General features: G+C 35.8%; 7 protein-coding genes and 6 pseudogenes. 8 read left to right on the top strand and 5 right to left on the bottom strand.

Annotated elements, in window-relative coordinates; all coding sequences use genetic code 11:
• The first annotated feature begins 220 nt into the window (after window positions 1-220).
• The 5 genes and pseudogenes from rfbD (at window position 221) to NBW36_RS02205 (ending at window position 5,889) form a co-directional block, all read left to right on the top strand.
• Complete coding sequence (gene rfbD / locus NBW36_RS02225; protein WP_250238905.1) at window positions 221-1,099, top strand: dTDP-4-dehydrorhamnose reductase; 879 nt, start codon at window positions 221-223, stop codon at window positions 1,097-1,099.
• A 574-nt stretch (window positions 1,100-1,673) separates the two neighbouring features.
• Window positions 1,674-1,997 (top strand): annotated as a pseudogene (locus tag NBW36_RS02220) (IS4-like element ISWosp8 family transposase); the annotation flags it as partial.
• Between the two features lie 381 nt (window positions 1,998-2,378).
• A pseudogene (locus tag NBW36_RS02215) lies at window positions 2,379-2,771 on the top strand (IS4-like element ISWosp8 family transposase); the annotation flags it as partial.
• Between the two features lie 274 nt (window positions 2,772-3,045).
• Entirely contained in the window at window positions 3,046-4,362 is a 1,317-nt protein-coding gene (gene der, locus NBW36_RS02210) for a ribosome biogenesis GTPase Der (protein WP_250238902.1), read from the top strand.
• 606 nt (window positions 4,363-4,968) lie between these two features.
• The gene (locus NBW36_RS02205) at window positions 4,969-5,889 is read left to right on the top strand and encodes an MlaD family protein (RefSeq protein WP_250238887.1); all 921 of its coding nucleotides are present in this window, start codon (window positions 4,969-4,971) and stop codon (window positions 5,887-5,889) included.
• A 92-nt stretch (window positions 5,890-5,981) separates the two neighbouring features.
• Here NBW36_RS02205 and NBW36_RS05540 read toward each other — a convergent pair whose 3' ends face one another.
• Window positions 5,982-6,104: an RING finger domain-containing protein gene (locus tag NBW36_RS05540; RefSeq protein ID WP_369127322.1), complete on the bottom strand. Its 123-nt coding sequence runs from the start codon at window positions 6,102-6,104 to the stop codon at window positions 5,982-5,984.
• Window positions 6,105-6,440: 336 nt separating this feature from the next.
• Here NBW36_RS05540 and NBW36_RS02200 point away from each other — a divergent pair.
• A pseudogene (locus tag NBW36_RS02200) lies at window positions 6,441-7,468 on the top strand (IS5 family transposase).
• A gap of 206 nt (window positions 7,469-7,674) precedes the next feature.
• On the opposite strand, the gene NBW36_RS02195 reads toward NBW36_RS02200, so the two are convergent.
• Window positions 7,675-9,489, bottom strand: a complete 1,815-nt coding sequence (locus NBW36_RS02195; protein WP_250238884.1) for an ABC transporter ATP-binding protein — start codon at window positions 9,487-9,489, stop codon at window positions 7,675-7,677.
• 690 nt (window positions 9,490-10,179) lie between these two features.
• Between NBW36_RS02195 and NBW36_RS02190 the strand changes: the two are divergent.
• Window positions 10,180-10,746: pseudogene (locus NBW36_RS02190) on the top strand (IS6 family transposase); the annotation flags it as partial.
• A gap of 355 nt (window positions 10,747-11,101) precedes the next feature.
• On the opposite strand, the gene NBW36_RS02185 reads toward NBW36_RS02190, so the two are convergent.
• Window positions 11,102-11,245, bottom strand: a complete 144-nt coding sequence (locus NBW36_RS02185; RefSeq protein WP_250238881.1) for a hypothetical protein — start codon at window positions 11,243-11,245, stop codon at window positions 11,102-11,104.
• Between the two features lie 238 nt (window positions 11,246-11,483).
• On the opposite strand from NBW36_RS02185, the gene NBW36_RS02180 reads away from it, so the two are divergent.
• Complete coding sequence (locus NBW36_RS02180; RefSeq protein ID WP_250238875.1) at window positions 11,484-11,702, top strand: hypothetical protein; 219 nt, start codon at window positions 11,484-11,486, stop codon at window positions 11,700-11,702.
• A gap of 412 nt (window positions 11,703-12,114) precedes the next feature.
• Here NBW36_RS02180 and NBW36_RS02175 read toward each other — a convergent pair.
• Window positions 12,115-13,388, bottom strand: a pseudogene (locus NBW36_RS02175) (IS4 family transposase).
• A gap of 210 nt (window positions 13,389-13,598) precedes the next feature.
• Window positions 13,599-14,773: pseudogene (locus NBW36_RS02170) on the bottom strand (IS256 family transposase).
• Window positions 14,774-14,931: the final 158 nt, after the last annotated feature.

The following is a 14,931-nucleotide window of genomic DNA, read 5'->3' as shown; positions in this document are numbered from 1 at the left end:
ACACTATTCAGAAGTGGCACTTTCTCCTTCTGGCTATTCTGCCTATCAATAAGAAAAACCGCCTCTTGTAAAGAGTTTCTAGTAGGAAGGTTACCCTTAAAGAGGGAAAACATCAGTTTAGTGCGGGTGCGGGACGGCTTCTGATTTTCCAGCTTTAAGGATAGGCCTGATATTGTGTTACTTTTTGATCAAGCAAAAAGGCATACAACCATATCATTAAATGGCTATCCCTGGTGTTTTAATCACTGGTTCAGAAGGGCTGTTAGGTGGTGCATTACAGGCTACCTTCAAAGCCTATTCCTTACTTGCACCACTGTTTTGCAGTAAGTCCGTGCTGGATATTACCGATCCAGATCAAATAGAGTCTTACCTCAAAGCACATGCAATCCAATACATCATAAACTGTGCAGCCTGTACCGATGTGCAATTGGCAGAGCAAGAAGTAGCAAGCTGTTTTAAAGTAAATAGTATAGGTGCGGGCCACTTGGCTGCATTAGCTGCAAAATACCATGTTGTACTCTTCCACATTTCAACAGACTATGTATTTGGTGCGACCATAGGGCGTCCATTAAGGCCAGATGATCCTACTGATCCACTGAATCAATATGGGCGATCCAAACGAACTGGTGAACAGCTGGTAGCTGAACAGGCTACCCATTTTTATATCATTCGAACGGCATGGTTGTATGGCGAAAAGGGTAATAATTTTTTTACAAAAATAGCTGCATTGGCCCAGCAAGGACGCACCATTCAAATGGTCGATGACCAAATAGGCAGTCCTACCTACGTCTATGACCTGGCAACCGCCATTTGGGAGATTATTGAAAAAATGGCCAAACATAATCCAGAGCACTACCCCTCGGGTATTTATCATTACACCAATGAGGGCGTAGCCAGTTGGTATGATTTTGCCTATGCCATTGTAACTACCTTTTCAAATAGATGTTCCTTGATGCCCCTATCATCATCTGTAGTAGATCTTAAAAGGCCTTACTACAGTGTACTAAGCAAGTCTTCTTTTCGAGAAGTATTCCAGATAAAGATTCCCCACTGGCAACATAGTCTTGCTATTTGCTTAAAAAGGTGGCAAGCCCAATGATCCGTTGCCTTAGCTGCTACCCAAATCCATTGCTTGATAGGGTGTGGTATGACTTCTTTACTTTATCCATTCGCTTTTGTATCTGTTCAAGCAATGGCGTCAACTTAAGGGAAAATATGAGTAATTATTTGCTTAGTATTGTTTGATTTTTCCCTTCAAGTATCTACCTATAATTGTCTTTTAATTCTATAAAAAAGACTTTCCCTCTGTATTATTTGATGAATAAAGTTTAAAATGTACTTTTTTATATAAAGACATGGTAGAGAAAGGGAAAAATCTTATTTTACGAATTAAAGATACCAACGTGAGTTCGGGATTAGATTATTTTTTCATTTGATAATCAATATCAATGAAAATTTATAAAATTTGTTTTATAGACAGTTAAATAGGTAGTTGAATAACAAATAATTCTGATAATCAGTTTATTATATATATTATATTTATAAAATTAGATATAAAAACTTGTTAAATAGGTGTAAATATTAACTAAATAATTGATATTAAATTGTTGTAAATCAGTCAAATAAATCCCGAACTCACGTATACCATACACTTGCGTAAGTTTCCAGTGAAGCATTGTTTGGCAAAAAATAGTTTCACACGCAGGAGAAAACTTACATTTCCAGTGGTATTTTCTATGATTTTGAGGTTAGTTAAAAAAAGTTTAGGTATAGAGTGTGAACTTATGGAACCATCAACTTTTAAAATTCCCCCATCCAAGCAAGCTTTTTCAAAGGCAAGATATAAAATTGCTCATACAGGATTTAAAGAATTATTGGATTTAAGCCTTCAAACAGCTTATCAAGATGATACCTCATATGGAACATGGAGAGGTTATAGAGTTATTGCTGGAGATGGCTCCTCAGTTCGCTTGCCTGGTTCTCAAGAAATCGTCTCTGTCCACTTAAGTGTGTAAATTATTTTTTTGGTTTTATTCAATTCTGTTTTCAAATTTAATTAAAAAATGTGCCGTAGCCTCGCTCCAGTTATGAATAGAGGTGATCCATTTTCTAGTCATGTAGTTAATAGTTAGATATAAACCTGAGTTCGGGATTTATTTGACTGATTTACAACAATTTAATATCAATTATTTAGTTAATATTTGCACCTATTTAACAAGTTTTTATATCTAATTTTATAAATATAATATATATAATAAACTGATTACCAGAATTATTTGTTATTCAACTACCTATTTAACTGTCTAATAAAACAAATTTTATAAATTTTCATTGATATTTATTATCAAATGAAAAAATAATCTAATCCCGAACTCACGTTATTAAGGTGGCACATAGAGGAGTGTTATAAACGACTTGAGATAGGTTCAGAATTAGAGAATTTCTCTGGAAAAAACTTAGATGCCGTACTACAAGAGTTTTGGGCACACTTAGTGATGTGTAATATACTATCACTTCATATGGGTGATAGACAAGGCGCTTGGAACCCAGACCAAATTGCTCAATATCGGTTAAACTTTTCCGTTTTATTTGGTGTAATGAGGCAGAAACTGTATCAGGTTCTTGTTGGCGATTGCTCTCCCAAGAGCTTTCAGAGACTTTTTAATAGAGCCAGTATACGTGCTAAAATTAAAATCCGGATAAGTCGATTATATAGTCGAGACAAGGTCGATAAACCTAGACGGAATCATGTTTTTAGAAGAGTTTGCTAACCAATAAACCCTTAAGTTGACGCCATTAGCTGTTCAAGTAAGTAGTAAAATAGACGTTTTTTCTTGTCTTTGGCTAGTAATTCCAAAAATATGAATGGATATCAGATTTTTGCTTTTGGCTATTATTTATTCTAACTTTAGAAAATCTTTCTGGTACTTACTATACCTTACGTTCCACCTGTAAAGGTACCATGATCAGGTGATGGGGTGATCCACTAGAGGAACCAGGCTGTTTAGGCGCCATAGTGCTATTCAAATTGCTTATTTTAACTTTATGGCAAATGTTGTTGCAATTGTAGGAAGATCCAACGTAGGTAAGTCTACCCTTTTTAATAGATTGATCGAAGCAAAAAAAGCGATTATGGATGGGTCTGCCCATACTACCCGGGACCGGAACTATGGTTATGCACAGTGGAGCAACAGATTTTTTACCGTTATTGATACCGGAGGCTATATGTGTGGTACAGATCATACCTTTGAGCATGGTATTCGTGAACAGATCCAACTTGCACTAGATGAAGCTAATGTAGTACTCTTTATAGTGGACTGTATAGACGGTCTAACCGATGCAGATAAAGAATTTGCCCATCTATTGCGAAAAATCAATAAGCCTGTTTTTTTAATAGCCAATAAAGCAGAAAGCGTAATAGCTGCCATGGTTGCACCCAGTTTCTATACCTTAGGCCTTGGTAGGCCATTGCCCATAGCAGCTATAAATGGGTCTGGAACAGGCGATTTGTTGGATGCTTTATTGCCTTATTTAAAAGAAGCCCCCCCTACAGAAGCCGATCAAGCGCCAGATAAGCTCCCTAGATGCACCATTTTAGGCCGTCCAAACGTAGGAAAATCTTCTTTTTTAAATGTGTTATTAAATGAAAAAAGAAGTATGGTAAGTCCTCGCTCTGGTACCACTAGAGATGCAATAGATACGGAATACAACCGTTATAATAAGAAGTTCATCCTTACCGATACAGCCGGCATACGCAAAAAGTCAAAAGTAAGGGATGCCATTGAATTCTACTCTGTATTGCGTGCCGTAAAAGCCATGCAAGAAGCTGATATCTGTTTGATCATGATAGATGCCCAGCATAGTATAGAAGCACAGGACATTTCAATTATTGCACTTGCACACCGGTATAAGAAAGGTATGGTCTTAGTGGTCAATAAATGGGATTTGATTGATAAGAAGATTATAACTGCTAATGACTACAGAAGGGACCTATTGCGCAAGCTAGCCCCTTTAGACTACTTGCCTATTTTATTTGTTTCAACGGTAAAGAAACAAAGGGTTTACCAAACTATTGAAAAAGCACTTAGTGTCTATCAAAATAAAATAAAAAAAATTCCCACCTCTGAGTTAAACAAAGTCCTCTTACCCATTATTGAAAAAAAACATCCGCCTGCTGTAAAAGGAAAGCACATCCAAATTAAATATTGCACTCAGGTTACTGGCCATGCGCCTACCTTTGCTTTCTTTTGCAACCATCCAACCTATATTCAGCCTAATTACAAAAGCTATTTGGTCCATCAGCTTAGGTCCCACTTTAACTTTGAAGGTGTGCCTGTTCAAGTGGTATTTAAAAAAAAGTAGTAAGGAATTTGTATCTCGCGCTCTACTGGATCAAAGGGGTAACAAAAAATCAAGGGCTGTGCAAAAAGTTGCTGAAAGCACACCTGGAAAAACAGAACTTGCCCGCTACGCGGGGCTTCAAACATGCTGTTGTTCTGATCAGCTGCGAGGAGGCATCTCTGATGGCAACCTTTTACAAGTGGTGTTTTTGTATTTTTTTCGTAGCATCAGTCATACCGCGGAATAGATACTTAGCCCCCATTAGCCATTAAAAACATTAGTTGGCTGCAACTTAATAACGTAAGTTCGGGATTAGATTATTTTTTCATTTGATAATCAATATCAATGAAAATTTATAAAATTTGTTTTATTAGACAGTTAAATAGGTAGTTGAATAACAAATAATTCTGGTAATCAGTTTATTATATATATTATATTTATAAAATTAGATATAAAAACTTGTTAAATAGGTGCAAATATTAACTAAATAATTGATATTAAATTGTTGTAAATCAGTCAAATAAATCCCGAACTCACGTTATTAAGTAATTTTCTAAATTACGCATTGTAAAATGGTTGTTTATTTTATATTTGTATCCATTATTGAAACAAGCAAAAGATGCCAATATGCACATCAATAAGAACTATATGATAGGGTTACTAGCCCTATTTTCCTTGGGGATTTTATATTATGGTTTTCTTTTCCTGAAAGGCCACAATGTATTTTCTCAATATAATCATTACAAGGTTGCTTATCCTGTAAATAAGAACTTACATGTTTCTGCCCCTGTCAAACTAAAAGGTCATGTAGTAGGGATGGTTACAAAAGTAGAAATCAAGCCTAAGCAGAATTACAGCACATTGGTTACCATTGAAGTAGATAAACAATTTCCTTTGACCTACGCTAGTAAGGTTATGTTGAATAATGCAGGTATGATGGAAGGAAATGCTTTAGAAATTGAACTGCATGAGGGCAACCCCATCCGTAACGGTGCTACTATCATTGGCCAACTCCATCCAAATTTTAATGAGATTGATCTTAATGCAATGACGGCGCAGGTAGCAACGGTTACGCAGAACCTTATCAAAACAACTGAGGGGGTGAATGCCATTCTAGCCAATCTTGAAAGAACAAGTTTCACCTTAAGCACGGCCATTCATGGACTTGAAGATAACATAAATACCATTGCAAAAAACATTATTGCGATTTCTGGACCATTGGCAAATTCGAAAAGAGGTATTCCCGCTATGTTGCCTGCGATACATAGCCTACTTTTAGAAGTAAAGTCTATTCCTTTTAAGGATATCTCTTTTAGGGTTACCAATGTACTCAAAGATGTAGAAAGATTGATACAACATACTGCTAGTGATGGTGGAAGCTTTGGGCGATTCATGCACGATGCAACCCTCTATCATAATCTGAATCATAGTGTAGAAAACTTAAATGCATTACTTTTTGACATGAAGAAGCGACCATTCCGCTATTTAAATTTTTCGCTACTTGGTTGTTTAAAAAGCAATCACCAAAAACAACTAGCCCATCGTTAAAGTATCTATTACATCCATGTTGTTGGCTTAAGCGCGCTACCACTTAGCACGCCCAAACCAGAAGCCATTTTACTTGATCAAAAAGTTTATATCTATTCAAGCGGATGACGCCTGCAATTAGGGCAAGAGATCGTGGTCTTTAGCCATTGCTTTATACAGTCTAAGTGAAAATAGTGACTACATGGTAACCAATATGTAGCTTGTTCAAGACATATAGTACAAGTACACTCTTAGGGCGCTGTTGCGTTATGCTGCGCTTCCATTTTCATTATCTGCATTGCCTGTAGTATCTGTTCTATTTGTACTGCACCTGTTGGTACCTATTGCCTCTTATCGAGCCCAATCCAGACCATCAACAAGTAGTATAGAAAGATAGCATAAAGAAGCAATTAACCTGCTTTTAATTTTATATGTGATACTAGGCATATGGTTTGAGACCGTTGCAATAAAATTTCAAGCTTTGGTATAAAAAGTGGCTTTTAGTGTTATAAAATGGTTAAATTATGTTACATTTTTAATGGTTTATACTTAAGATTTTTAATAGTATTGTTATGGCCATCAAAACAAATAATCAATTAAGTTTTGCAGATATTTCAGCCAGTCGACGTAAGTGTAAGCATACTTTTTTCGATCAGCTTAATAAGCTGATTAATTGGCAAGTAATAGAAAAAGAACTTTTCTTGTATTATCCTAAAGGTTTGTGTTTATCAGGCAAGCCAGCTTATAGCCCGCTTCTTTTATTTAAAATGCTGTTACTTCAAACATGGTATGCTCTGAGTGACTATCAAGTAGAAGAAGAAGTAAATGATCATATCACTTTCAGCAGATTTTGTGGTATTTCCATGGATAGTTCTGTTCCAGATCATAGTGTATTAAGTAGATTTAGAACTGCGCTTACGGAGAAGCAGGCCTTAGAAAGGTTATTGAAAATCATTAATGATCAGCTATCTAATCATGTTGTATTGGTTCAACAGGGTTCAGCAGCTGTTGACGCCTCTATAACTCCTACCCCTAGGCGCCCTAAAGGTAAAAAAACTATGATCTTCATGAAGATGGGACTATAACTGTAGCCGAAAGCTATCAAAAAAGTGTAGACCCAGAAGCAAGTTGGGCCCAAAAAGGTGATACACTATATTATGGCTATAAGCGGCACATCCTTGTGGAAAGTAAAGAAGGCTTAGTCCTAGCAGTCAGTACCACAAAAGCATCTAGTCATGATAGTGCTCATTTACAAGTCTTATTGGATAAAGTAGAGCTAAAAGCAGGTAGTAGGCTATATGCAGATAAGGGCTATAGCGGATCACCTAATGAAACCTTATTAAAGAATAAAGTCTTAAAATCAGCTATTCAGAAGAAAGCCACTAGAAATAACCCTTTATCACCTACTGCTATACGGTTTAATAGATTGATAGCTAAAACCAGGTATAAAGTAGAACGCGTATTTGGTAGTATTAAAAGTTGGTTCCGAAGCTCAGGAGCCCGCTATATAGGCCTTGCTAAAACCTATACGCAACACGTTATGGAAGCAATAGCCTACAACTTATATAGATCCCCAAACATCATATTAAAAGGTATTTAGGGGGATGCTCTGTCAAAAAATGAATAAAATTAACCTGAAAATCCATAAATAATAAGAATATTTAGACCCATAACACTAAAAATCAAAAAAATAACCCTAGAAAAATAGTAAAAATTATACTATCGATCTATCACAACGGTCTCGGTTTATACGATTACAACAGCATCGTATGGCTTCTATAACTGCCTTAAAGTTAAAAATAAGGTTTAATTTTTGTGTCTGTTCAAATCAGTAATAAATTCTTTTCTTTCTAGAAGAAATCCACCGGCCTGCATCTCCCAAAGTTTTGCAAAATGTCCTCTTCGAGCTAAAAGTTCTGATAGCGTTCCATCTTCAATGATTCCTCCCTTATCAAAAACCAAAATCCGATCCATATAACTTAAGGTAGATAAACGGTGCGCAATGACCAGGGTAGTAGCACGTTGCATTACTCTTTTCAAATTATTTTGAATAAACTTTTCCGTAATGGAATCTAGCGCAGAAGTAGATTCATCCATAATAAGAATAGGTGCATTTTTTAAAATAGCACGTGCAATAGCAATACGTTGCCGTTGCCCTCCTGAGAGCTTTACACCACGTTCTCCAACCATCGTTTGAAACCCCTTGTTTAAGTCTTGTATAAAACCCATACAATGTGCCAATCTTGCTGCTTCCAGCACCTCTTCTGCTGTTGCATCCAAACGACCATATCGGATATTTTCAAAAATTGTGCGGTGAAAAAGAATTAGATCCTGTGGAATCATGGCAATTTGCGCATGTAAAGATGTTTGTGTTACCCTTGCAATATTCTGGTCATCAATGAATATTTTTCCACTATTCAGATTATATAAACGCAATATGAGATGCACAAAGGTAGTTTTCCCTGAACCAGAGTATCCCACTAAACCAACCTTTTCCCCTGCCTTAATCTTAACAGACATTTGGTTAAATATATTGGCTTTCGGTTTATAACGAAAGGTAACCCTATCCAAACAAATGGCTCCTTTTTTCACAAGCAGCTCGGTTGCATCGGGGTGATTTTTGATCCCATATGGCACATTGAGAAGAGACAATGCGGCTTTACAAACCCCCACTTCTTTGGCAATCTGGGTGATATGAAAAGAACTATGCCAAATCAATCCCATGAGATTAAAAAAAGTCATGGTAATAAGTGAACAATCCCCTATGGTAATCCAGCTGTTATTCCATGCATGCACCAATGTGAAAAATGTAATAATCACAAAGATTAAAGTAAGCAATCCTTTAAAACAACTAGCTTGTTCAATAACCCAAGCGGCCTTTTTAGACTTTTTTATTTCATCTGTTTGGTATCTATTTAGATATTTTAGTTCGTAGGATCCCCGTGCAAACAAACGCACAGCCAACATACAACCCAGACTATCTATGATTTGGCCATCTAATGCAGAGATAGCTTCTGCATGCATTTTAGCTTTGCTATTTATGCTGCCAATATTTACAATCGTTAGGACAACAAAAACGGCTACAAAAACAAATAAGATTATGCCGAAAACAACACTTACCTGAAAGACTAGTCCCAATGAAATCCAAAAAGTAAGCATAGTGCAGAAAAAATTACTGATTAAAATATCTAAAATATGCTCACACGCGCGAGGTAATTCCGCAATCTTTTTGGCCAGGTCACCTGTAAAATGTCCAGAAAAATAGCTATGCGATTGACCTTGTGTATAGGAAAGAAGGCTTTCCCGAATAGCTTTTCGAAAGCTAGGCCAAACATAAATCGCTACCATACCATAAGACCTGACAGAAATTTCCATCAGCAACCAAGATGTTAACACACCGATTAAAGGCAAAGCGAGTGACCGAAAGGGTGCCTCCATACCTGGCGTAAATTGTACCAGCCTATTGATTAATATCTTGACAAAGTAAGGACATAACGATTCATTCAGCGGCCAAAATATTAGCGTAAAAAACATAACGCCAAAACCGATTCGTTGTCGTTTTACGAAATAAAAAATAAAAGCAAAGAGGGTTCGGGGTAAAATGTTGATTTCTTTAGGCATTATGGCGTTTTTTTCGCAGCAGGGCTAGTAAGCAACATAATGCCCGAATGAATAATTTTATTTTCATAAGCTATTCCCTGCAGTAGTCATTTGGTCCCATTGACTGAGCAGACAATGGTATTAACTTAAGGAAGCATATTTTATTATAGCTGCGTTTATAGACCGTTGGTATGCCCCTTGCTACCAACCGACTCAATACTTCTAATACCTTAACTTGATTGAATATCAAATTTTGTTAGCGTACTTTTGACGAAGTAATCCATTAAGTTGACCCTACTGGCTAAACAGATAACGGTCTACCCATAGGGAATGACGTATGCTATTTTTTTGTTTAATTCGATCACTGAGCTAAATAAATATCGTTAAAAAGCATTATGGAAGCAAGATAGATGATGCATTCAAAATAATTCATAGGAATGACTCACTTAAGGGGGATAAACAGCCCCTATGCCTATAAATAACTTTATTGCAAATAACATTCTTTTGTTTTTTTTATAAAAAGCCCATTATAGATTTAGATTAATAGGCTAACTAAATTTAGGGATAACCAGGATCAGGTTACACCTCATACAACCTATAAATTAAGCAGCATATGTTTTTAAAGGCGCGTACCGCTTGTACCGTGTTATTACTATTGCTCAGTTGCAACGGTTCTGTCGCGTTTATTCTAAAAAATGATTATTTTAGCATCATTTCAAAGGCTATTGTTCTTCAGCAGAAGTCATCCTGTTATTTGTCTAGATGAAGTGTCGTTTTTCCTTGAGCTATAGAGATTTGGAAGATATGATGCGTATGAAAGGCGCAAGAGTTGATCATTCTACGCTACAAAGATGGGTTATTAAGTTTGTTCCTCTTATAGATGAAGCAGTAAGCAAAAGAAAACGACCAGTTGGTGGTAGTTGGAGAATGGATGAAACCTATGTTAAACTAAACGGGAAGTGGATCTATTTATATAGAGCAGTAGATCGTTATGGTGATACAGTTGACTTTTTTCTATCTGAGCATAGAGACAAGTCTGCAGCTTTTTCTTTTTTTCGTAAGGCGATCACAGAAAATAATATTCCTAAGAAAGTAGTAATTGACAAAAGCGGTAGTAATAAAGCTGCCCTTGATGCGATCAATACAGAACTTGATCAAGATCATACCATTCAAATATTTCAAAACAAATACTTGAATAATAGAGTTGAACAAGATCATAGGTTTATCAAAAAACGGCTAAAACCTATGCTTAGTTTTAAGTGTTTTAACGTGAGTTCGGGATTAGATTATTTTTTCATTTGATAATCAATATTAATAAAAATTTATAAAATTTGTTTTATAGACAGTTAAATAGGTAGTTGAATAACAAATAATTCTGATAATCAGTTTATTATATATATTATATTTATAAAATTAGATATAAAAACTTATTAAATAGGTGCAAATATTAACTAAATAATTGATATTAAATTGTTGTAAATCAGTCAAATAAATCCTGAACTCACGTGTTTTAAGTCTGCAGCCATTGCACGCCGGCACAGGTGTGCAACAAATGGGGCGTAAGTCCCCTGACTCTAATTTGTCTATTTCGGGAGTCTAGCAGGAGGTTGGATTTGTGGGGTGATTCACAGGTTTAAGTTACCTTTAAATGCATCTGCAAAATAGCGAGCTGCAACAAAAGTGAACCCAAATTAGCCTCGTTAAGCCGTTTAAGCGCATTTGCCGACTGTCTAGTGGCTACAGGAAGGCTGATAGTAGGATGGAAAAAATAGACCATGACCATCATACAAGTGCCGGGGTGTTAGGGGTTGCACGCTATGAATGTTTCACATCGTAGTCCGGGAGATCTGATATGAATCCAGTACGCCACTGAAAACTTTATTGTATAAGTAAAGCGAAATCAATAAGGGTGATATCAGAAGTCCGCGGGGTCCATAATACCGTTCGTATTGATTGGGAAACCACTCAAGAGGAAAGGGACCCTACTTCAGTTAACGAGTTTAAAAGAGTTGAGAATGTCTGATTGCCCTAAAGCTATGAACGGAACATTAAAAGTTCAGAAACTCCAAAGAACTCTATATCTCAAATCCAAGCAATGTAAGGAAGTCAGATTTTATAGTATATATGATAAAATTTATCTAAAAGATGTACTTTGGGAAGATTGGCGTCAAGTCAAAGCAAATCAAGGCTCAGCAGGGATTGATGGTAAAAGCATAAGTGATATAATAACATGAGTTCTGGATTTATTTGACTGATTTACAACAATTTAATATCAATTATTTAGTTAATATTTGCACCTATTTAACAAGTTTTTATATCTAATTCTATAAATATAATATATATAATAAATTGATTATCAGAATTATTTGTTATTCAACTACCTATTTAACTGTCTATAAAACAAATTTTATAAATTTTTATTAATATTGATTATCAAATGAAAAAATAATCTAATCCCGAACTCACGTTAATAGATCAAGGTGAGGAAAAGATTATCAATAAATTTCAGCAGCAACTACGCGCAAAGCTATACAAATTTACCTCAAGCAGGTTGGTAGAAATACCCAAAGCTAAAAGTGGAACAAGGCCACTAGAGGTAATGACCGTAGAAGATCGCTCAATGGCGTCAACTTAAGGGTTTATTGGTTAGCAAACTCTTCTAAAAACATGATTCCGTCTAGGTTTATCGACCTTATCTCGACTATATAATCGACTTATCCGGATTTTAATTTTAGCACGTATACTGGCTCTATTAAAAAGTCTCTGAAAGCTCTTGGGAGAGCAATCGCCAACAAAAACCTGATACAGTTTCTGCCTCATTACACCAAATAAAACGGAAAAGTTTAACCGATATTGAGCAATTTGGTCTGGGTTCCAAGCGCCTTGTCTATCACACATATGAAGTGATAGTATATTACACATCACTAAGTGTGCCCAAAACTCTTGTAGTATGGCATCTAAGTTTTTTCCAGAGAAATTCTCTAATTCTGAACCTATCTTAAGTCGTTTATAACACTCCTCTATGTGCCACCTTAATAGGTATGCTTTGCTGATATCGTCTGCAGTAAATTTTTCTCGGTCAAAAAGAGAGGTAACCAATACTTCCAGTTTGTCGTTGGGTAAACTAAGGGCTATGACCCTTACTTTTTGGCCGATTGTCTTGGAATTATTTGCCAACATAAAATCAAAATCTGATTTACCAGATGAAACCATTTTCCATAGATTGGTATAATTTTTTTCTTGCACACGAAAAATAAAGTCTGTTTGGCAAGCATTATGTTACTCAATAAACTTTATTGAAATATAACCACGATCATAGATGAATAATAGTTTTTCTTGCTCTAATGAACGCAGTTGGTTAATTACTTCAGGTAATTGTTCTTCTGCCATTGTTTGCTCTCCCACATGCCAAGGTGCAAAACGTGCACTGATAATCAGAGAAGTACATAAATCAACGAAAAGGGAACCTCTAGCCAATGAAGGCATAGTGCCTGTAGTTCCATTCGGGTTAAGGCGACCAAACTTAGAGACGATTTCTTGAGAACCAGGCAAGCGAACTGAGAAGCCATCTCCAGCAATAACTCTATAACCTCTCTATGTTCCATATGAGGTATCACCTTGATAAGCTGTTTGAAGGCTTAAATCCAATAATTCTTTAAATCCTGTATGAGCAATTTTATATCTTGCTTTTGAAAAAGCTTGCTTGGATGGGGGAATTTTAAAAGTTGATGGTTCCATAAGTTCACACTCTATACCTAAACTTTTTTAACTAACCTCAAAATCATAGAAAATACCACTGGAAATGTAAGTTTTCTCCTGCGTGTGAAACTATTTTTTGCCAAACAATGCTTCACTGGAAACTTACGCAAGTGTATGGTATCTTTAATTCGTAAAATAATATTTTTCCCTTTCTCTACCATGTCTTTATATAAAAAAGTACATTTTAAACTTTATTCATCAAATAATACAGAAGGAAAGTATTTTTTATAGAATTAAAAGACAATTATAAGTAGATACTTGAAGGGAAAAACCAAACAATACTAAACAAATAATTACTCATATTTTCCCTTAAGTTGACGCCATTATGCGATCTTCTGGAAGTGTTCTATAAACTGTGTCACATCTCCTGTTCATCTCAACGTCTCTTTTAATCTACCGGGAAAAAAGATGTCTATCTGAGATATGGTCAACGCCCAGTTTCGCAGCGGCATAGTCCATTTATCCTCGATCTTCTTTATGGCACAATATACTAATTTATACAAAGCATTTATACTGGTAAACGCTCCTTTTGTCTTGGTAAACTTCCTAATCTGCCTATGCAAGCTTTCTATAGGATTGGTGGTATAAATTAGCCTTCTGACAGAATCTGAATACTTAAAATAACCAGACAAATGTTCCCAATTATTTTGCCGAGATTTGGTAACCATTGGATACTTCCCCCCCCATTTTTCTTCTAATTCCAATAGATAATGCTCAGCAACTTCCTTACTTGAAGCTTGATATATTTGCTTTAAATCAGTTAAAAAACGTTTTACGTCTTTGATAGCTACATACTTGAGTGAGTTTCGTATCTGATGTACTACACAGACCTGCACTTGTGCATTAGGGAAAACGCTATTTATGGCTGAAGGAAAGCTTTTTAGGCCATCAACACAGGCAATAAGGATATCTTCTACACCTCTTTCCTTAAGCTCGTTAAGTACACCCAACCAGAAGTTAGCCCCCTCACTTTCAGACAAATAAATCCCAATACTTCTTTTTTACCCTCTTGATCTATGCCTAATAAGGTATACATGCATTTGCTTACACATCTGCCATCTTCTTTTACCTTAAAAAACATCCTATCCATGAAAACTATCGGATAAACTGATTGAAGAGGGCGGTTACGCCATTCATTTATTATCGGTAACAAGCTATCTGTAATAGATGATATTTCAGCAGCTGATACTTTATGATCATAGATCTCTTCAACATGAACGGCTATAGATTTATAGCTCATACCACTAGAAAACATGCTTAAGATCTTGCTTTCCAGCTCAGGATGTAGGCTTGTTTGACGCTTTTTAACTATTTGTGGATCGAAACTACCTGTCCTATCCCTAGGAGTTAGCAGATCAAAGGAACCAGAACTTGTACGTAAAGTTTTAGAGCTTTTTCCATTTCTTCTATTATTTTCTGTTGAATCACTAGATAAATGGTGTGCCATTTCACCTTCTAGACTTGCCTCTAGAAGCTTTTTTATCAGAGGCGTTAAAGCACCACCTTTTCCTGTTAAAGGCTTACCTAAACGGATAGAGCACAAAATATTTTCCTACAGAAATTTGTAATCTACTAAACCAACATAGGAATTGTTCTTATTTTCTTCCATGTCTAAAACCTTTAATGTTTATTTAATTAATTTATAACTTTTTATCGCCTTGACACAGTTTATAGAACACTTCCTTTGCTTCTGATTGCTCGCAA

This window comes from Cardinium endosymbiont of Oedothorax gibbosus, from assembly GCF_936981045.1.
In the GTDB taxonomy this organism is placed as follows: Bacteria; Bacteroidota; Bacteroidia; order Cytophagales; family Amoebophilaceae; genus Cardinium.
The sequence above is the reverse complement of the archived record's forward strand: the minus strand, read 5'-3'. Positions and strand labels throughout refer to the sequence as shown.

Coding starts and splice junctions, on each gene's coding strand:
- NBW36_RS02185 (WP_250238881.1), bottom strand. CDS start 11,245: ATGGTCTATTTTTTCCATCCTACTATCAGCCTTCCTGTAGCCACTAGA.
- NBW36_RS02205 (WP_250238887.1), top strand. CDS start 4,969: ATGCACATCAATAAGAACTATATGATAGGGTTACTAGCCCTATTTTCC.
- NBW36_RS02180 (WP_250238875.1), top strand. CDS start 11,484: ATGTCTGATTGCCCTAAAGCTATGAACGGAACATTAAAAGTTCAGAAA.
- rfbD (WP_250238905.1), top strand. CDS start 221: ATGGCTATCCCTGGTGTTTTAATCACTGGTTCAGAAGGGCTGTTAGGT.
- NBW36_RS02195 (WP_250238884.1), bottom strand. CDS start 9,489: ATGCCTAAAGAAATCAACATTTTACCCCGAACCCTCTTTGCTTTTATT.
- der (WP_250238902.1), top strand. CDS start 3,046: ATGGCAAATGTTGTTGCAATTGTAGGAAGATCCAACGTAGGTAAGTCT.